The organism is Sphingomonas sp. JUb134, from assembly GCF_004341505.2.
In the GTDB taxonomy this organism is placed as follows: domain Bacteria; phylum Pseudomonadota; class Alphaproteobacteria; order Sphingomonadales; family Sphingomonadaceae; genus Sphingomonas.
This window is the reverse complement of record NZ_SLYP02000001.1, coordinates 1,042,670-1,061,453: the sequence shown is the minus strand read 5'-3', so window position 1 is coordinate 1,061,453 and position 18,784 is coordinate 1,042,670. Positions and strand designations below refer to the sequence as shown.

13 protein-coding genes are annotated in these 18,784 nt (G+C 67.6%); 2 read left to right on the top strand and 11 right to left on the bottom strand.

Going from position 1 to position 18,784, the window contains the following annotated elements:
- Window positions 1–31 precede the first annotated feature (31 nt).
- The 5 genes from EDF69_RS04945 to EDF69_RS04925 form a co-directional block, all read right to left on the bottom strand.
- Complete coding sequence (locus EDF69_RS04945) at window positions 32–1,081, bottom strand: LacI family DNA-binding transcriptional regulator (protein ID WP_132882426.1); 1,050 nt, start codon at window positions 1,079–1,081, stop codon at window positions 32–34.
- 5 nt (window positions 1,082–1,086) lie between these two features.
- On the bottom strand, window positions 1,087–2,589 hold the full coding sequence (locus tag EDF69_RS04940; RefSeq protein ID WP_132882425.1) for a tryptophan halogenase family protein: 1,503 nt from the start codon (window positions 2,587–2,589) through the stop codon (window positions 1,087–1,089).
- Window positions 2,586–3,617 (bottom strand): cupin-like domain-containing protein, encoded by a 1,032-nt coding sequence (locus EDF69_RS04935; RefSeq protein ID WP_132882424.1) that lies wholly within the window; start codon window positions 3,615–3,617, stop codon window positions 2,586–2,588. Before EDF69_RS04935 ends, EDF69_RS04940 begins: the two co-directional genes overlap by 4 nt.
- Complete coding sequence (locus tag EDF69_RS04930) at window positions 3,610–4,326, bottom strand: SapC family protein (protein WP_132882423.1); 717 nt, start codon at window positions 4,324–4,326, stop codon at window positions 3,610–3,612. The genes EDF69_RS04935 and EDF69_RS04930 overlap by 8 nt, the downstream gene beginning before the upstream one ends.
- Window positions 4,327–4,455: 129 nt before the next feature.
- Window positions 4,456–7,494: a TonB-dependent receptor gene (locus tag EDF69_RS04925; RefSeq protein ID WP_132882422.1), complete on the bottom strand. Its 3,039-nt coding sequence runs from the start codon at window positions 7,492–7,494 to the stop codon at window positions 4,456–4,458.
- Between the two features lie 219 nt (window positions 7,495–7,713).
- Between EDF69_RS04925 and EDF69_RS04920 the strand changes: the two genes are divergently transcribed.
- The gene (locus tag EDF69_RS04920) at window positions 7,714–9,972 is read left to right on the top strand and encodes a beta-glucosidase family protein (RefSeq protein ID WP_132882421.1); all 2,259 of its coding nucleotides are present in this window, start codon (window positions 7,714–7,716) and stop codon (window positions 9,970–9,972) included.
- 77 nt (window positions 9,973–10,049) lie between these two features.
- Window positions 10,050–10,445, top strand: coding sequence for an acyl-CoA thioesterase (locus EDF69_RS04915; RefSeq protein ID WP_132882420.1), 396 nt, complete (start codon window positions 10,050–10,052; stop codon window positions 10,443–10,445).
- A gap of 1 nt (window position 10,446) precedes the next feature.
- Here EDF69_RS04915 and EDF69_RS04910 read toward each other — a convergent pair whose 3' ends face one another.
- The 6 genes from EDF69_RS04910 to EDF69_RS04885 all read right to left on the bottom strand — a co-directional run bounded on the left by EDF69_RS04910 (window position 10,447) and on the right by EDF69_RS04885 (window position 18,692).
- Window positions 10,447–12,444 (bottom strand): acetyl-CoA carboxylase biotin carboxylase subunit, encoded by a 1,998-nt coding sequence (locus EDF69_RS04910; protein WP_204991316.1) that lies wholly within the window; start codon window positions 12,442–12,444, stop codon window positions 10,447–10,449.
- A 272-nt stretch (window positions 12,445–12,716) separates the two neighbouring features.
- Window positions 12,717–13,745: a biotin synthase BioB gene (gene bioB, locus EDF69_RS04905; protein ID WP_132882418.1), complete on the bottom strand. Its 1,029-nt coding sequence runs from the start codon at window positions 13,743–13,745 to the stop codon at window positions 12,717–12,719.
- Complete coding sequence (gene scpA / locus EDF69_RS04900) at window positions 13,742–15,895, bottom strand: methylmalonyl-CoA mutase (protein WP_132882491.1); 2,154 nt, start codon at window positions 15,893–15,895, stop codon at window positions 13,742–13,744. The genes bioB and scpA overlap by 4 nt, the downstream gene beginning before the upstream one ends.
- A 55-nt stretch (window positions 15,896–15,950) precedes the next feature.
- The gene (mce, locus tag EDF69_RS04895; protein ID WP_132882417.1) at window positions 15,951–16,367 is read right to left on the bottom strand and encodes a methylmalonyl-CoA epimerase; all 417 of its coding nucleotides are present in this window, start codon (window positions 16,365–16,367) and stop codon (window positions 15,951–15,953) included.
- Window positions 16,361–17,185 (bottom strand): hypothetical protein, encoded by an 825-nt coding sequence (locus EDF69_RS04890; RefSeq protein WP_132882416.1) that lies wholly within the window; start codon window positions 17,183–17,185, stop codon window positions 16,361–16,363. The genes mce and EDF69_RS04890 overlap by 7 nt, the downstream gene beginning before the upstream one ends.
- Window positions 17,166–18,692 carry an acyl-CoA carboxylase subunit beta gene (locus EDF69_RS04885; RefSeq protein WP_132882415.1) on the bottom strand — a complete coding sequence of 509 codons (1,527 nt, stop codon included), beginning with the start codon at window positions 18,690–18,692 and terminating at the stop codon, window positions 17,166–17,168. The genes EDF69_RS04890 and EDF69_RS04885 overlap by 20 nt, the downstream gene beginning before the upstream one ends.
- Window positions 18,693–18,784 lie beyond the last annotated feature (92 nt).

The window sequence follows — 18,784 nt, the reverse complement described above, 5'->3', positions numbered from 1 at the left end:
AGGGGGAGCGGCCGCGTCGCTCCCCCTTTCGTCACCTGCGCGGCGCTGCCGTCGACTCCCGTATCGTCAGCCTCGCCGGCACAACCACCGGCGCGTCTTCGTGATCGCCGCCGCCCTGCGCCGCGATCAGCAACTCGACGGCACGAGCAGTCACTTCCGCGATCGGCTGCACCACGGCGCTAAGCGGCGGCTGAGTGAAGCGCATGATCGGCGTGTCGTCGAAACTCACCAGCGACACGTCACCTGGCACCTCCAGCCCGCGCGCGCGAATGGCGTCGAGCGTGGCGATCGCCATCTGCTCGCTGCTGGCGATGATCGCCGTCGGGGGGGCGGCGCTGGCAAGAAGCCGTTCCGCTGCCGCCAGGCCGGAGTCGTAGCCGAAGTCGCCTACCGCCAGCAGGTCTGCCGCCAGCCCATTCGCCACCATGGTCGAGCGCCAGCCCTGGGTGCGCCAGCCGCTCAGCTCATAGTCGTTGGGCCCTGCGATGAAGCCGACGCGCCGGTGCCCTAGCTGCAGGAGGTGCTCCGTCGCCAGCACGGCGGCATGCTGGTCGTCCATGGTCAGCCGGAAGCCTGGGCCCTCGACCAGCGAACCCACGCGCGCAAAGCAGATATGCTGCTCGGCAAGCAGGCCGGTAATCAGCGGATTGTGCGAGTGTGGGGGTGTCAGGATCACCCCGTCCGGCTGGAGCGCGGCGAGCGCTGCGGACAGCTCGCGTTCGATATGGTCGCTGTGCGTGTCGACCAGTTCGACGATCATGCGGTAGCCGTGCTCGGCACAGGTGAGCATGCCGCCCAGCAGCATCTGGTCGACCCAGTCGGTGCCCTGCCGGTTGCGCCAATCCTCGATGGTGCGCTGCCGATCGTTCAGCGCCACGATGAGATAGGAACGCGATCCCCCCATGCGCTGCGCCGCGATAGAGGGAACATAGCCCAAACGGTCGATCGAAGCCTGCACCCGCTCGGCCATCTCCGCGCGGACGTTGGGCTCCTTGTTGATGACGCGGCTCACCGTCTGCAGCGACACGCCCGCGTCGGCGGCGACGTGCTTGATCGTCACGCGCTGGCGGCGGCGCGCCATCCGCCTCAAGCCGCCTGTTCGCGGGCGGCGCCGCAATAGCTCGCCACATAGTCGGCGTGCCGCGGCATCGCAGCAACCGTCCGTGCGACATTCTCCCGCAGGGTCGTGAGCAGCCGCGCAAGCTCCTCGTCGCGCAGCTTCTCGGCGATCGGGTGCCAGGCGCGCGGTTCGATCCCCTGCCCCATCATCACCTGCACCCAGCTGTTCTCGGCGAACAGCTCCTCGTTCTTGCGGAACACGCGGCCGGTTTCGCGGAACAGCTCGATCTTTTGGGTGAGGCTGTCCGGGATTTCCATGTCTGCGCAGTGCCGCCAGAAGGCGCTGTCCCGCCGCTCGGTCGCCTTGTAGTGGAGGATCAGGAAGTCACGAACCTGCGTCATGTCCTGCAGCTGCTGCTCGTTGAACTCGGCGACGTCGCGCGGGCTCACCGCGGACAGCGGCAGCATCCGGATCAGGCGGAGCACCGCACGCTGGATCAGGTGAATGCTGGTCGACTCCAGCGGCTCGGCGAAGCCCCCGGCCAGGCCGATCGCCACGCAGTTGCGCACCCACTGCCGCCGGCGCACGCCTGTCGTAAACCGCAGGTGATTGGGTTCGGTGCGCACCGCCCCCTCAAGATTGCCGAGCAATCGTTCCAGCGCCGCGTCGCGGCCAAGATAGCGGCTGCAATAGACCAGACCGTTGCCGGTGCGGTGCTGGAGCGGGATGCGCCATTGCCAGCCGGCATCGTGCGCGATCGCCCGCGTGTAGGGGACGGGCGGACCCACATTGTCCGTCTGCACCGCGATGGCAGAATCGCACGGCAGCCAATGGGTCCAGTCGTCATAGCCGGTATGCAGCGTCTGCTCGATCAGCAGCGCGCGAAAGCCCGTGCAGTCGAGGAAGAGGTCGCCCCCTACCCGAGTGCCGCTTTCCAGCACCAGCGCGGCGATGTCGCCGGACTCGCCGTCGAGTTCGACCTGCGCGATCTTGCCCTCGACCCGCCGAGCACCATCCCCCTCGGCCATCGTGCGCAGGAAGCGAGCATAAAGGGTGGCGTCGAGCTGATAGGCATAGTTCGCCCGATCCCCCGGCAGGTGACCGAACTTGCCCTCCAGCGCAGCGATCAGCTCTACGCAATAGGCATCATAAGGTGCGTCGTGCCCGCGGGTGCGGCCATACAACCAGAAATGCTGGAACCCTGCCGACCAATGATCCTTCCCCGTGAAGCCGAAGGAGTGGAAGTAGCGGTGCCCCGGCAGCATCCAGTTCTCGAACTGGATGCCGAGCTTGAAGGTCGCCTGGGTGGCGGCCATGAACGCGGCCTCGTCGATGCCGAGCAGCCGGTTGAAGTTGATGAGCGGCGGGATGGTCGATTCCCCCACGCCAACCGTGCCGATCGCGTCCGATTCGACCAGCGTTACCTCAACGGCGCGACCCATGGTGCGCGCGATCGCCGCGGCTGCCATCCATCCCGCCGTGCCGCCGCCTGCCACCACGATGCGCCGCATGCGCTTGCCGCCGATCATCGGCTGAGCGCCCGCAGGAGGAAGGAGCGGATGCGCCCGGCGCTTTCGGGCGTCAGCGGATCGAGCACGCTGCGTGCGTCCGGCGGGATGTGCGCGACCACCTCCTCGTCGTTCTCGAAGACGTAGTAGTCGAACATGTCGCGCCAGTGGCGCTTCTCGTCGTCGGGCAGGTCGCGGATGGTGAGCATGGCGTGATTGAGGGCGTCCTGGGGTTGGCCAAGCCAGCGCGGCGTGTCGCGCCACCAATAGTTCACCAGGATGTTGAACGGGGCGAGCCCCTCGACATGGTGCCACCACATCGACGGGATGAAGACGGCGTCGCCCGGCTCCAGCTCGGCGACTTGCGCATGCGCCAGCGCGTCGCGAAAACGGGGATGGCGGGCGAAGTCGGGGGCGTTGAAGTCCACCATGCTGACCGCGCGCCCCGCAGGCGTGTTGTCCACCGGTCCCAGGTAGAGGTTGCGAAACTGCTCGCGCGGGAACAGCGTGAAGCGTCGTCGGCCCACCGCTACACAGGCGAGATTGTCGGGATGGTCGTTGTGCGCCGCGATGCGCGTGCGCGTACCGATCCAGATGCTCGCCAGGGCCTGGCGCTCGCCCAGGTCGACGTGGTTCTCGGCATGAAGGCCGTCGAAGAAGCCGTGGACGTCGATCGAGCCGAGATAGATCGGGGGCGCCGCCGGATCCTCCTCCGCGCGGTCGATCTGGGCGAAGATCTCCGGTAGCTTGGCACGCGCGATACGGAAGTTCATCCCCATCGCATCATCGTAGAACAGCCGGCCGTCCGATCCCGGCTGGCCGATCGAGACGGTGAAAGGCAGGTCGCGCCGCCGCTCCAGCAGATAGGCACGCGCGTCGCGCGCCGATCGACGGCCGGCGGCGACCAGCGGCCAATCGGCCACCAGTCCCCGGACCACGAACGGCCGGGTCGCGGTGCGCAGCAGCGTGTCGAGTGCGGCCGCATCGGCCACCGCCTCCTCCGGCACCGAGGGCAGATCCGCGAAAATGCCGCCTCCGCCGTCAGCCATGGCGCAGGCGCTGGCTCTTGCGCGCTACCAGCAGGCCGATGTTGGCAAGCGATGCGAGCGCCATGTAGAGCGGCATCAGGTGCCCGGCGCCATGCAGCTCGGCGATTTCGGCTGGATCAAGCGCCCGCAACTTGGCCTCGTCGATGACGTGAAAGCCGACCAGGCGATGGGTGGTCCCGTCGGGAAGCGGCACCTCCAGCGACAGCGGTTCGAGCAGATCGTACCGACGCAATGCCGCAAAGAAGCCGGCAGAAGCGGCATAGCCTGCATCCAGCACGCGCAGCTTCTCGATCACGGCCTCCAGATAAGGAGTGGGGCTCCCATCCTCCTCGAAGATGCGGACGCCGTCGGAACCCAGGCGGGGGCTGTCGAGGTCGATGTGTACCTGCCGCTCGGGCGCATCGATGCCCGCCGGTCGTCCGATCAGGAACGGCTGGATCGCGATCGAAAGCGGCAGGTAGCGGGCCGCCCAGCGCCTGCCCTCGAGGAACAGGTTCTCGCCATCCTCGAAACCGAACATCGCGAACGCCGCGAAGCTGTCCTGCTCCAGGTTGCGGCGGAACAGAATGGGATATTCGTTCTGCACCTGCCGGAACTCGTCCGGCACGACCATGGCGCACATCACGGCGTCCCCGGCGTCCTCCGCGCGGTCGTTGCGGACCTTGAGGTTGCGGTGGGCGTCGGCAGTCAGAATGGCATGGTTGGGCATGTCGACGGTTCAATCCTGGCACGGCGGCGCGGATGCACCGCCGGCGAACCTGCCGCCGAAGCGCGAAAGAAGCCACACTCTTTCGAGCGGACCCCTTTCGCAGCTTCGTGTCGGCGGGGGGCGTCCGGATCAGAAGGTGAAGCGGATGCCACCCGAGTAGCGAGCATAGCCCGGCTGTGCGAACGTCACGAAATTGTCGGAGCGCCGATGTCCGCGCCGGCTCTCTCCGGTGAGGTTGATGGCCTCCACAAAGGCGGTGAGGCCGGGCACGAACTCCCAACTCGCGCTGGCGTCCACCTGGCCATAGGCCTCGACATAGGTGGGATCGAACGAGCCGCCGTTGTAGAACTCGTCACGCCAGTTGTAGGCCACGCGCGCCTGGATGCCGCCCTTGTCGTAGTAGAGCACCGCATTGGCGCTGTCGCTCAGGCCCGTGAGCGCGAACTGCCCCACGTTCGGATCGAGCGTGTTGTCGAACTTCGCGTCGCCATCCACGATCGTGTAGTTCAGGATGACGCCGAGCCCGGTTTCCCACAGGCGGTGCTGGATTGCGAACTCCCAGCCATGGATGTTCGCCGTCTGATCGCTGTTGAAGGGCTGCGCGATCTGGAAGTTGAAGAGGGGATCCTCGGCCGTCGCGAAGATGTCGCCGGTCAGGTAGGTGACGCCACCCACATCCGTGGAGCCGGTGACGGTCGACGAGTCCGGGAAGTTGCGCAGGATATAGTCGCGGATCCGGACCGCATCGGTGGTGCCCAGTGCATTGGCCGCCGCCTGATAGCGCGGACCGGCCGCCGGATTGCGCAGCCCGAACGCAGGCGTGTCCACCTGTGTCGTGCTGATGAAATTCGAGACGTCCTTGTTGAAATAGCCGACCGAGACGTAGCTTTCGCGATTGTAGTACCACTCGGCCGAGAAATCGAGGTTCTTGGACTTGTACGGCAGCAGGCCTGCGTTGCCCTGGCTGCCGGTACCGCCGCCGATACGCGGGTTGGAGTCGATCGTACGACCACCCTGCAGGCTGCCATAATCGGCGCGCGCGATCGTGTGGCTATACGAGGCGCGCAGCTTCACATTCTCGATTGGCTCGATGTCGAAGTCGACGGCCGGCAGCCAGTTCTGATAGCTCCCCTTCAGCCGGGTGAAGGTGCTCTCACCCGAATAGATCACGCTGAATTCGTTCGCCGACACCCAGCGCGTGCCGACGGGAACCGGCACCAGTGCCGAGGAGTCGATGTTGGTGTGGTCCCAGCGGATGCCGGCGATCAGGTGCGCAGGGCGCGCGAACAGGTCGAACTTGGTGTTGAACTGGATGAAGGGCGAGATGGTCTTCTCGCTGAGCCGCCGATCGACCGTATAGTCGGACAGGCAGGTACCCGGCTGCGCGGTTCCGGTCTGCGGATCGCTGCAGATGCCGTAGTTGTTCTCCAGCAGGTCCGCCATGCGCTCGAAGTTGAACATGTAGAGCGCCGGGATGATGCCCGACGCATTCGCGCCAGACAGCCCGTCGAACTTGTCCGGGATGCTCACCTGCTCGAACAGGTCGTCCGGGATGTCGGAAGCCGGGCCGATCCCGCCCCAGGTGTCGTTCTGGATGAAGCCATAGGCCGAACGGACCTTGTTATCGACGAACGAGAAGCCGGCATCGATGCTGTCGAGGAAGCTGCCCTCGTGATCGTAGCGCCCCTTCAGCTGGACCTGGTTGATCTCGTCCTTGAAATAGGCGTTGCGGAACGAGTTGCCGGTCGGCGTGATCAGCGATCGGTCGAGCGGGTCGACGCCCGGATACATGGTATAGGAGAGCACCGGCATGTCGTGCTCGAAGTCGATCGTCTGGCTCTGCAAGCCGAAGATCGCGTTGCCGATCGACGTGCTGCTGCCATACTTGTTGGTCGGCTTCGACTCCGCAGTCGAATGGTGCGCGTCGAGCGAGACCGTGACGCCGCCCGGAGCTTCCCAGGTGAGGTTGCCGCCGAGCGACTTGTTCTCGGACTTGTTGGCGCTCAGCGCGCCGCTGTACGACAGGTCCTTGCCCGGTCCGAACCGCTCCGAATAGAAAAGCGGGCCGGCGTTGGGACCATCCGTCCACGCGCTGGACGTGTCGGCGAAGTTGAACCAGATGCCGACGCTGCTGTCGCGTACCTCGACCTCGTTGCTCGAATAGGTGAAGTCGACGGTCGCCGTCAGCGCGTCGGTCGGCTTCGCCTGCAGCACCAGCTGTCCATTGATGCGCTCGCGATCGATGTCGATGAGGTCATAGGCCGCGCTCTGCGGAATTTCATAAACGTCGTTCGGGCCAGGACGGTTGGTGATATTGGCGGCGCCAGGAGTCCCGGGCAGCGGCAGCGAACCCCAGCCTTCGTCCGAGCCCAAAAAGCCGTCCCGGAAGCCGACGCTTGCGGAGTTGGCGCTTGCCTTGCGCCGCTGGTACGCGCCGCTCAGCAGCACGCCGATGCGATCGTCGGCGAAAGTGGTCGAGATGATGCCCGACACTTCCGGCGTGATCGGGTTGCCCTCGTTACGGGAACTGTCGAGCACGCCCTTCACCGCCAGCGAACCGCGCATGCCCGGCTTGTCGAGCGGGCGCGGCGTCCGGATATTGATGGTCGAGCCGATCCCGCCCGAGGGAACCGCGGCGCGTCCGGTCTTGTAGACCTCCACCGCCGCGATGCCCTCGGATGCCAGGTTCGCGAAGTCGAACGAGCGCGACGCGGGCGCGCTGGCGCCGTCACCGAGTGTCGAGGTCGGCATCTGCCGGCCGTTCAGCGTCACCAGGTTGTATTCGGGACCGAAGCCGCGAACGGTGACGAACTGCCCCTCGCCGTTGGAGCGGTCGATCGACACGCCGGTGATGCGCTGGAGCGACTCGGCGAGGTTGGTGTCAGGAAACTTGCCGATATCCTCGGCCGAGATGGCATCGACGACGCCCTGGGCATCGCGCTTGATGTCGACCGCTTCGCGCAGCGACGCACGGATCCCGGTAACGACGATGTCGTCGCCGGCCTCACCCGGCTCGGCACGCGACGAATCCGCGATCTCGGATGGCCCCGGGTTGCCGAGAGTAGCTGCGGCATCCTGCGCCAGCGCCGTCCCCGGTGTTGCCATCAACGCCAAAGCCGAAACGCCAAGGACCAACTGCGTGTGTGAGCGAGCGGTAAAGCCGCGCATCCGAACCTCCCCTTTTGCCGGCGGGCTGTAATCCCGCATCGTTATTGAGAACGTTCACTGAGCAGGCGAACGGTTGTCAAGCAGCAATGCCGTGTCGCTGAAAGTGTGAGCGATACCGTTGTTGAGAACGTTCCCAACCTGTGCTCTGAAAAGCACAGCCATTGCGCGCGGACGATGAATTTGCTCCGAAGCGCGCCACACCACGAGAAGGGGAAGAGGATGTTGAAGTTTCATGGCCTGCTGCTCGGAGGATCGCTCCTGGCAGGCCTGGCCGCGCCGGCGGTGCTCGCGCGGGAGCCGCAGGCGGCGTCTTCGCCCGCTCCCGCAGGGGATGCGCGTGCGCGGGCCGAGGCGGTCGTCGCGCGTATGACCACGGACGAGAAGATCGCGCTGGTGCACGGGCTGTTCCCGCCCATGGCCAACGGCAAGACGAAGAACGAGCTGATTCCCTCCGCCGGCCATATCGACGGCATCCCGCGGCTGGGCGTGCCGCTGGTGCGCGAGAGCGACGCGTCGCTCGGCGTCGCCAACCAGGTCGAGCAGCGCAAGGGCGATGTTGCCACCGCCCTCCCCTCCGGGCTCGCCACCGCCGCTAGCTTCGATCCCGAGATCGCGCGCGCAGGCGGCGCGATGATCGGCGCCGAAGCACGCGCCAAGCGGTTCAACGTGCTGCTGGCGGGCGGCGTCAACCTGACCCGCGATCCGTGGAACGGCCGTAACTTCGAATATCTGGGCGAAGATCCGCTGCTTGCCGGCCTGCTGGGCGGCGCGCACATCGCCGGCGTCCAGTCGAACCGCATCGTCTCCACCGTCAAGCACTTCGCACTGAACGCGCAGGAGACCGGCCGCATGGTCGTCGACGCGCGCATCGACGAGAAGGCGCTGCGGATGAGCGACCTCCTCGCCTTCCAAATCGCGATCGAGAAGGGCCGCCCCGGCTCCGTCATGTGCGCCTACAACAAGGTGAACGGCGACTGGGCGTGCGAGAACCCGCGGTTGCTGACGGACGTGCTGAAGCGCGACTGGGGCTATCGCGGCTGGGTGATGAGCGACTGGGGCGCGGTGCATTCGACCGCCAAGGCCGCCAATGCCGGGCTCGACCAGCAGTCGGGGCAGGAACTCGACAAGGCGCTGTTCTTCGCCAAGCCGCTCAAGCAGGCGGTCGAGAACGGCGAGGTACCGGTGGCGCGGCTGGACGACATGGTCATCCGCTACCTGACCGGCCTGATCGAGACCGGCGCCTATGATGCGCCGATGCCAGCGACGGCAGAGGCCATCTCTTACGACCAGCATGCCGAAGTGGCACAGCGCGCGGCCGAGGCCGGCATCGTGCTGCTGAAGAACGAGCGCAACCTGCTGCCGCTCGCCGCCAGCGCCAAGCGCATCGTGGTGATCGGCGGCAACGCGGACGTGGGCGTGCTTTCGGGCGGCGGATCGAGCCAGGTGCGCTCGGTCGGCGGCGCCCCAGTCGAAGTGCCGCTCGCCTATGGCGCGGCATCCTCGTTCGCGCGCATCACCTATCATGCCTCCTCCCCGCTCGAGGCACTCCGCAAGGCATTGCCGGGCGTGCAGGTCGACTATGTCGACGGGCGCAACTTCAACGCGACCGTAGAGGCTGCAAAGGCCGCCGACCTGGCGATCGTGTTCGCGACGCAATGGACGACCGAGGCGCAGGACGTGCCCGACCTGCGCCTGCCCGATCACCAGGACGCGCTGATCGACGCGATCGCCACCGCCCAGCCGAAGACGGTGGCGGTGATGGAGACCGGCGGCCCGGTGCTGATGCCGTGGATCGAGAAGGTGCCAGCGGTGGTACAGGCCTGGTATCCCGGCCAGCGCGGCGGCGAGGCGATCGCCAACATCCTCACCGGCAAGGTCAATCCTTCGGGACGCCTGCCGATCACCTTCCCGGCCAGCGCCGGCCAGCCGCCGCGTCCCAACCCCGTCGGCCTGGAGACGATGAACTCGCTGGAAGCACAGGCAGCGGCGAACCCCGCCAATGCCGGCAACTTCCAGTTCCAGAGCTTCCCCGTGGACTACACGGAGGGCGCGGACGTCGGCTATCGCTGGTACGAGAAGAAGGCGCTGAAGCCGCTGTTCCCGTTCGGCCATGGCCTCAGCTACACCAGCTTCGCCTATCGCAAGCCCAAGGTCACCGGCGGCCGCACGCTGAGCGTCACCGTCGAGGTCACCAACACCGGCAAGCGTGCGGGCGCGGACGTGCCGCAGCTCTACGTCGTGCGCGAAGGGGCGAAGGAGCCGATGCGGCTCGCCGCGTTCCAGCGGATCGAGCTCAAACCCGGGGAGACCCGGCGCGTCACGCTCACGGCCGAGCCGCGCATCGTGGCAGACTATGACACGGCGCTCCCGGGATGGCGGATCGCGGGTGGCCGCTATCGCGTGGCGATCGGCCACGATGCGACCGATCGCAAGCTGACCGCAGTCACCACCCTGGCCGCCAGCACCATGAAGCCCTGAGGCCTGGCGGCTGCCCGGGAGGGCAGCCGCCCACCCATGGATCGACTTCGCCGGCGGGCTGCTGGTAGGAACGCCGCATGGCGCCCTTTAAGACCCGCATCACCGCCGGCCCGGCCGACATCGACGAGCTCGGGCACGTCAACAATGCCGTCTGGGTGCGCTGGATCCAGGACGTGGCCACGGCGCATTGGGAGGCGGTGGCCCCGGCCGAACACCAGCAACGCTATGTCTGGGTCGTGACCCGGCACGAGATCGACTATCGCGGCAACGTTCGCGAAGGCGAAAGCGTCACGGCCGAAACCTGGATCGCAGAGCCCCCGCGCGGGGCTCGGTTCGATCGCCACATGCGCTTCGTGGGCGAAGACGGCCGCGTGCGGGTGGAGGCGAAGACCACCTGGGCCATCGTCGACCGGGAGACGGGCCGCATCCTGCGGGTGCCGCCGGAAGTCGCGGCACCCTTCCTAGAAGCCTGAGCTACTCCAGTTCCAGGATCACGGCGTCGACCATCAGGCTCTCGCCCTCGGCGGCGTTGACCGATTTCACCGTGCCGGCCTTTTGGCTGCGCAGGATGTTCTCCATCTTCATCGCCTCGACGACCGCGAGCGGCTGGCCAGCCTCCACCCGGTCGCCGGGCGCCACGTGCAGGCGCGTGAGCAATCCCGGCATCGGGCAGAGCAGCAGCCGCGATAAGTCCGGCGGGACCTTCTCGATCATGTGCCGGGTGAGCGCCGCGACGTGCGGCGGCAGCACGCCGACGCAATGTGCGGCGCCGCGCGCGATCAGGCGCCAGCCGCCCCGGATGCGGGCGACCCGCACCACCAGGGGCTCGTCGTCCAGCATCGCCGCGAACAGCGGCTCGCCCGGCCGCCAATGGCCCACCAGCTCGACCGTGCCGCCGTCGGCGAACAGCACCAACTGCCCGCCTTCGAACGGCTCCACCCGCGTTTCGAAGCGCGCGTCGCCGAGCGTCACGACCCGATCGGTGGCGGGGGAGATGGGGCCGCCCAACTGCCCCTCGATGCGCGCGGCGCGCGCGGCATAGGTCGCGTCGAGCACGCTCGCGATGGCGGCGAGCCGGCGCTGGAGCTCCGGTGACGGTGCGGCGCCGGTGAAGCCTTCGGGGAACTCCTCGGCGATGAAGCCGGTGGTCAGCGCGCCCTCGCGAAAGCGCGGATGCTGCATCAGCGCCGAGAGGAAGTCGATGTTGGTGCCCAAGCCGTCGATCTCGAACCGATCGAGCGCATGCACCTGCGCGTCGATCGCGGCCGATCGCGTATCGGCATGGGTGACCAGCTTGGCGATCATCGGGTCGTAATAGATGCTGACTTCGCCGCCCTCGCGCACGCCGTCATCGACGCGCACGCCGTCGCGGGCGGGCGGCGGCCGGTAGCGGACCAAGCGACCGGTCGAGGGCAGGAAGCCGCGATAGGGATCCTCGGCATAGACCCGGTTCTCGATCGCCCAGCCCGTCAGCGTGACATCGTCCTGACCGAACGCCAGCGGCTCACCGGCGGCGACGCGGATCATCTGCTCCACCAGGTCCAGCCCGGTGATCGCCTCCGTCACCGGGTGCTCGACCTGAAGCCGGGTGTTCATCTCCAGGAAGTAGAAGCTCTCGCCGGTGGGGTCCGCGCCCGAGACGATCAGCTCGACGGTGCCGGCCGAAAAATAGCCAACCGCACGCGCCAGTGCCACCGCCTGCTCGCCCATGCGGCGGCGCATCTCGGGCGTGACGAACGGCGAGGGCGCCTCCTCCACCACCTTCTGGTGGCGGCGCTGGATCGAGCATTCGCGCTCGCCCAGGTAGACGAGGTTGCCGTGCTGGTCGCCCAGCACCTGGATCTCGATGTGGCGTGGGCTCTGGATGAACTTTTCGATGAAGACCCGGTCGTCGCCGAAGCTCGCCAGCCCCTCGCGCTTGGTCGCCTCGAACCCCTCGCGCACATCGGCCTCGCTCCAGGCTAGCCGCATCCCCTTGCCGCCGCCGCCGGCCGAGGCCTTCATCATCACCGGGTAGCCGATATCGCCGGCGATCCGCACCGCATCCTCGGTCGTCGCGATCTCGCCCAGGAAGCCCGGCACGACGTTCACGCCCGCTTCCTTGGCGAGCTTCTTCGACTCGATCTTGTCGCCCATCGCCGCGATCGCTTCCGGCGGCGGGCCGACGAAGGCGATGCCGGCCTCGGCACAGGCGCGCGCGAACTCGGCGCGCTCGGACAGGAAGCCGTAGCCCGGGTGGATGCAGTCGGCGCCGGTCTCCTTGGCCGCCAGCAGGATCAGGTCTGCGCGAAGATAGCTCTCCGCCGCCGGGGCCGGGCCAAGCCGCACCGACTCGTCCGCCATGCGCACGTGCGGCGCGTCGGCATCGGCGTCGGAATAGACCGCCACCGTGGCGATCCCCATCCGCTTGGCGGTTCGCATCACGCGGCAGGCGATCTCGCCGCGATTGGCGACCAGGATCTTGGTGAACATGGGCCTATTCCTGCCCGACGAGCGACGTGCGTGCGGCAGCGGACCGGAGTTCCGCCGCCTGCGTCCGGAGGGTTGCACATCGCGCGGCATTCGCCGCGGCCAACAGGGTCACCAGCATTCACTCTCCTTCACGCGCACCGCCGTCGCCGGGCTCACTCCCGATCTGGCCAACGGTGTCGCGTCCTCAACGATCCCAGGGCAGTTCCTGCCGCTGCGGAAGGCCCGCTGCTTGCTGGACCTTCCGCACGCGTCTTATCTCCGTGCCAGCACGATCAGCAGCATCCGCACGCCTCCTTCACCCGCGGTGCCTCCGCCTGCATCGGGCGCAGGCCCAGGCGCGCGAACAGCGCCGCGTCCTTGTCGTCGCCCGCGTTGCCGGTGGTGAGCAGCTTGTCGCCGGTGAAGATCGAATTGGCGCCGGCCAGGAAGCACAGCGCCTGGGTGGCATCGCTCATGCTCTCGCGGCCCGCCGACAGCCGCACCATGCTCGCCGGCATGGTGATGCGCGCGACCGCGACGGTGCGCACGAACTCGATGTCGTCGATCTTGGCGAGCGGCGTATCGGCGAGCATGTCGCCCAGCACCGTGCCCTTCACCGGCACCAGCGCGTTCACCGGCACGCTCTCGGGATGGTGCGGCAGGGTCGCCAGGGCGTGGATGAAGCCGACGCGATCCTCGCGCGTCTCGCCCATGCCGATGATGCCGCCCGAGCACACGTTGATGCCGGCCCCGCGGACGTGGTCGAGCGTGTCGAGCCTTTCCTGGAAGCTGCGGGTGGTGATGACCTCGCCATAGCGTTCCGGCGAAGTGTCGATGTTGTGATTGTAATAGTCGAGCCCAGCGTCGGCGAGTTGCGCGGCCTGGTCGGGCGTCAGCATGCCCAGCGTCATGCAGGTTTCCATGCCCATCTGCCGCACGCCCTTCACCATCTCGATGATGGCGGGCATGTCGCGGTCCTTGGGATTGCGCCAGGCAGCGCCCATGCAGAAGCGCGACGAGCCATTGTCCTTCGCCTGCGCCGCCGACTGCAACACGGCGCGCACGTCCATCAGCTTGGTCGCCTTCAGCCCCGTCTCGGCGTGGACCGACTGGTTGCAATAGCCGCAGTCTTCCGGGCAGCCGCCGGTCTTGATCGACAGCAGGGTGGAGAGCTGGACCTCGTCGGCGCGATGGCTGGTGCGATGCACTTCCGCGGCGCGGAACAGCAGTTCGGGAAACGGCAGGTCGAACAGCGCTGCGATCTCGTCGCGCGTCCAGTCGTTGCGCACGTCCGCGGCGTGCTGGGGAAGGGTGTCGATCATTCGGCGGCGTCCTCGAGTCCGGCAGGTGGCATGTTGTGGCCGAGCAGGCGCAGCACGTCCGCCGCGCATTCGACCACGTTGGTGCCGGGTCCATAGATGCCCTGCACGCCCGCGTCGCGCAGATAGTCATAGTCCTGCGGCGGGATGACGCCGCCGGCCACCACCTTGATGTCGTGCCGCCCTGCCTCGCGCAGGCCGCGGATCAGCTCCGGGATCAGCGTCTTGTGCCCGGCAGCCAGGCTGGAGGCGCCGACCACGTCGACGCCGCTCTCGATCGCCAGCACCACCGTCTCTTCCGGCGTCTGGAACAGCGGCCCGGAGACCACGTCGAAGCCCATGTCGCCGAACGCGGAGGCGATGACGTTGGCACCGCGATCGTGCCCGTCCTGCCCCATCTTGGCGACCAGCAGCCGCGGCTTGCGCCCCAGCCGGCGCTCGACCGCGGCGACGCCGGCCACCACCTGCGCCCAGCGGTCGTCCCCGGCATAAGGCGCGCCATACACGCCCTTCACCGGTACCGGCGTGGTGCCGTAGCGGCCGAAGCCCGCCTCCATCGCGGCCGAGATCTCGCCGAGCGTCGCGCGGGCGCGTGCCGCTTCGACTGCGAGCGCCAGCAGGTTGCCGTCCCCGGTCGCGCTCCGGCGAAGCGCGTCGAGCGCCACCTGGCACGCATCCTCGTCGCGGCCGGCGCGGACACAGGCGATGCGGGCGATCTGCGCCTCGCGCACCTTGGTGTTGTCGACTTCCAGCGTCTCGAGCGGGTCTTCGCTGGCGAGGCGGTATTTGTTGACGCCGACGATCACGTCCTCGCCGCGGTCGACGCGTGCCTGGCGGGCGGCGGCGGCCTCCTCGATCATCGCCTTGGGCCAGCCGGCGGCGACCGCCTTGGCCATGCCGCCTTCGGCCTCGACCCGCTCGATGATCGCCCAGGCTTGGTCGACCAGCTGCTGAGTGAGGCTCTCGACGTAGTAGGAGCCGCCGAGCGGATCGACGACCTTGGTCATCCCCGTCTCTTCCTGCAGCACGATCTGGGTGTTGCGGGCGATGCGGGCGGAGAAGTCGGTGGGAAGCGCGATCGCTTCGTCGAGCGCGTTGGTGTGCAGGCTCTGGGTGCCGCCCAGCATCGCCGCCATCGCCTCAATCGTGGTGCGGATGACGTTGTTGTACGGGTCCTGCTCGGTCAGCGACACGCCCGAGGTCTGGCAATGGGTGCGCAGCATCTTGGAGCGCTCGTCCTTGGCGCCCGCTTGCGTCATCACCCGGTGCCACAGCACCCGCGCGGCGCGCAGCTTCGCCACCTCCATGAAGAAGTTCATGCCGATCGCGAAAAAAAAGCTCAGCCGTCCGGCGAACTTGTCGATGTCGAGCCCGGAGGCGACACCATAGCGGACATATTCCATGCCATCGGCGATGGTGAAGGCGAGCTCCTGCACCTGCGTCGCCCCCGCCTCCTGCATGTGATAGCCGGAGATGGAGATGCTGTTGAACTTGGGCATGTGCGCCGAGGTGTAGGCAAAGATATCCGAGATGATCCGCATGCTCGGCTCGGGCGGGTAGATATAGGTGTTGCGGACCATGAACTCCTTGAGGATGTCGTTCTGGATCGTGCCTTCCAGCTTTTCCTGAGCGACCCCCTGTTCTTCTGCCGCCACGATGAAGAAGGCGAGCACCGGGATCACCGCGCCGTTCATGGTCATGCTGACCGACATCTGATCGAGCGGGATGCCGTCGAACAGGATCTTCATGTCGTCGATGGTGTCGATCGCGACGCCCGCCTTGCCGACGTCGCCGACGACGCGCGGATGGTCACTGTCATAGCCGCGGTGGGTGGCGAGATCGAACGCGACCGACAGCCCCTTCTGCCCGGCGGCGAGGTTGCGGCGATAGAAGGCGTTGGATTCCTCGGCCGTCGAAAAGCCGGCGTACTGGCGGATCGTCCATGGGCGGCCGGCATACATCGACGCGCGCACGCCGCGGGTGAAGGGCGCGAAGCCGGGCAGCCCCGGATCGGCCACGACATCCTCGGCGGTGTAGAGCGGCTTGACCGTGATCCCCTCGGGCGTGTGCCAGTCGAGGTCACGGCCCTTCACTTCCTTGGCGGCGAGCGCCTGCCAGTCCGCAAGGCTGCGGCTGCCGGTGCCGTCGCTCACGGGCAGGTCGCGCGGCGCAGGGGCGGCGCCGGAGTCCTCGCCCGGCTGGGGTGGCTCAATGTTCGCCACGGGGGCTCTCCATGATTTCGGTCAGCACGCCACCCATGTCCTTGGGGTGGACGAAGAAGATCGGCGTCCCGTGGGCGCCGATGCGCGGCTCGCCCAGCACCCGCATGCCCCGCGCCTCGAACCACGCCTTGGCGGCGTGGATATCGGGCACCTCGTAGCAGAGGTGATGCTGGCCGCCGGCCGGGTTCTTCGCGAGGAAGCCGTGGATCGGCGAGTCCGCACCCAACGGCTCGATCAGCTCGACCTGGGTATTCGGCACATCCACGAAGCAGACGCGCACGCCCTGTGCGGGAAGGTCGAAGGCTTCCCCGACCGCGGCATCGCCGAACAGCAGGCGATAGCGCTCCGCCGATTGCGCGATCGAGGGGGTGGCGACGCCGACATGGTTCAGACGTCCTAGCATGTCGGCATCCGCGTCTCGCCGCGCACGGCATATTTGTCGCCCTGGCGGACATAATGATCGGTGAAGCTCTGGGTGCCCGTGTAGTGCACGTCGAACCCGCGGCCCGGCACGATGTTGGCGATCTTGCCCTCCAAGGTGGTGGCAGGCGTGGTGCCGGCGCCGCTGTCGTCATAGCCCTCGGGCACGGATACCAGGCCGACGGGGCCACCCGCCCCGAGCTCGGTCAGGGTGAACACGCTGCACGTATAGCCCTGCCAGGTGCCGCCGCCGCTTGCATAGATCACCGGATTGGCGCCGAACTTGTCGGAGACCGACCATTCGCCGGGCGGCGCCCCCCAGCTCGATCCCGAAACCGCATCCGGCCAACGTTGGACGAGGGTGAAGCCATCCCCCGCCGGTTTGAGATAGGCGATGTCGAGTCCGCCCGTGCATCCGTGGCAACCGTCCACCATCTCGGCCGTGCTGATCAGCACCGCGGTGTCGCCGCGCCACACCAGCCGTGCCGGCGTGGTGACGACCTGGCCGCCTTCCCCGGCGCTGCTTGCCTTGCCTGTGGGCCCGAATACCGTCCGGGCAGCGCGCGCGAGTTGCTCGGCGGCTGGCAACGCGCGCACCCCTGTAGGCGACGCAACGGCGGCAGGAGGTGCGGGCTTGGGCGCCACCGCGGACGGTGCCGGTTCGCTGCGTTCGCCATCGCGCGGCCACAGCAGCAGCGCCCCCATGCCGAGCGTCACCCCCGCCACCATCGCCGTAGCGAGGAACCGTCCGCCGCCGGCCGACTTGGCCGGTGCCGCACGCCTAGAGCGGGATGTTGTCATGCTTCTTCCAGGGGTTCTCCAGCTGCTTGCCCCGCAGCTTGCGCAGGCCGAGCGCAATGCGGCGGCGGGTGGCGTGGGGCTGGATCACCTCGTCGATGAAGCCCTTGGACGCCGCCACGAACGGGTTGGCGAAGCGCGCCTCATACTCCGCGGTGCGCTCGGCGATCTCCTCCGGCGTTCGGCCGCGGAAGATGATCTCCACCGCACCCTTGGCCCCCATCACCGCGATCTCGGCCGTCGGCCAGGCATAGTTGAGGTCGCCGCGCAGGTGCTTGGACGCCATCACGTCATAGGCGCCGCCATAGGCCTTGCGGGTGATGACGGTGATCTTGGGCACGGTCGCCTCGGCATAGGCGAACAAGAGCTTGGCGCCGTGCTTGATGATGCCGTTGTGCTCCTGCGCCACACCGGGAAGGAAACCCGGCACGTCCACGAAGGTGACGATCGGGATCTCGAACGCGTCGCAGAAGCGCACGAACCGCGCCGCCTTCTTGGACGCGTTGATGTCGAGCACCCCCGCCAGCACGGTCGGCTGGTTGGCGACGAAGCCCACCGTCCGCCCCTCGATCCGGCCGAAGCCGGTCAGGATGTTGGCGGCGTGCGCGGGCTGCACCTCGAAGAAGTCGCCTTCGTCGACCACCTTCCGGATCAGTTCGTGCATGTCGTAGGGCTGGTTGGCCGACGGCGGCACCAGCGTGTCGAGGCTGTCCTCGATGCGATCCCACGGGTCTTCCGTGGGCCGCTCGGGCGCCTCGACGCGGTTGGACGCGGGCAAGAGGTCGATGAAGTCGCGCGCCGCCAGCAGCGCCTCGATGTCGTTCTCGAACGCCACGTCCGCCACCGACGAGCGCGTCGTGTGGGTGACGGCGCCGCCCAGTTCCTCTTGGGTGACCACTTCGTTGGTGACGGTCTTCACCACGTCGGGGCCGGTCACGAACATGTAGCTCGAATCCTTCACCATGAAGATGAAGTCGGTCATCGCCGGCGAATAGACTGCGCCGCCCGCGCACGGGCCCATGATGAGGCTCAGCTGCGGCACCACGCCCGACGCGAGCACGTTCCTCTGGAACACCTCGGCATAGCCGCCGAGCGAGGCCACCCCCTCCTGGATGCGGGCACCGCCGGAGTCGTTCAGGCCGATCACGGGCGCGCCGACCTTCATCGCCATGTCCATGACCTTGCAGATCTTGGCGGCATGGCGCTCGGATAATGAGCCGCCGAACACCGTGAAATCTTGGCTGAAGACGAACACCAGTCGGCCGTTGATGGTGCCCGATCCGGTCACCACGCCGTCGCCGGGGATCACCTGATCCGCCATGCCGAAATCGACGCAATTGTGCTCGACGAACATGTCGAGCTCTTCGAAACTGCCGGGGTCGAGCAGCACGTCGAGCCGCTCCCGCGCGGTCAGCTTGCCCTTGGCATGCTGCGCGGCCACCCGCTTCTCGCCGCCGCCGGCACGCGCGGCCGCACGCCGCCGTTCCAGCTCCTGCACCTGTTCGCGCAAGCCCTTCTCCTTACCCGGGTGTGCCCCTTTGCCGCTGCGGCTGGGCACGATCCCGGGCGCAACCTAGCGGGCCGGAGGGGGCGGGAACAAGG

Bases quoted from the DNA above. Each gene is read 5' to 3' on its own strand.
- EDF69_RS04945 (WP_132882426.1), bottom strand. From the start codon at position 1,081: ATGGCGCGCCGCCGCCAGCGCGTGACGATCAAGCACGTCGCCGCCGAC.
- EDF69_RS04940 (WP_132882425.1), bottom strand. From the start codon at position 2,589: ATGATCGGCGGCAAGCGCATGCGGCGCATCGTGGTGGCAGGCGGCGGC.
- EDF69_RS04935 (WP_132882424.1), bottom strand. From the start codon at position 3,617: ATGGCTGACGGCGGAGGCGGCATTTTCGCGGATCTGCCCTCGGTGCCG.
- EDF69_RS04930 (WP_132882423.1), bottom strand. From the start codon at position 4,326: ATGCCCAACCATGCCATTCTGACTGCCGACGCCCACCGCAACCTCAAG.
- EDF69_RS04925 (WP_132882422.1), bottom strand. From the start codon at position 7,494: ATGCGCGGCTTTACCGCTCGCTCACACACGCAGTTGGTCCTTGGCGTT.
- EDF69_RS04920 (WP_132882421.1), top strand. From the start codon at position 7,714: ATGTTGAAGTTTCATGGCCTGCTGCTCGGAGGATCGCTCCTGGCAGGC.
- EDF69_RS04915 (WP_132882420.1), top strand. From the start codon at position 10,050: ATGGCGCCCTTTAAGACCCGCATCACCGCCGGCCCGGCCGACATCGAC.
- EDF69_RS04910 (WP_204991316.1), bottom strand. From the start codon at position 12,444: ATGTTCACCAAGATCCTGGTCGCCAATCGCGGCGAGATCGCCTGCCGC.
- bioB (WP_132882418.1), bottom strand. From the start codon at position 13,745: ATGATCGACACCCTTCCCCAGCACGCCGCGGACGTGCGCAACGACTGG.
- mce (WP_132882417.1), bottom strand. From the start codon at position 16,367: ATGCTAGGACGTCTGAACCATGTCGGCGTCGCCACCCCCTCGATCGCG.
- EDF69_RS04890 (WP_132882416.1), bottom strand. From the start codon at position 17,185: ATGACAACATCCCGCTCTAGGCGTGCGGCACCGGCCAAGTCGGCCGGC.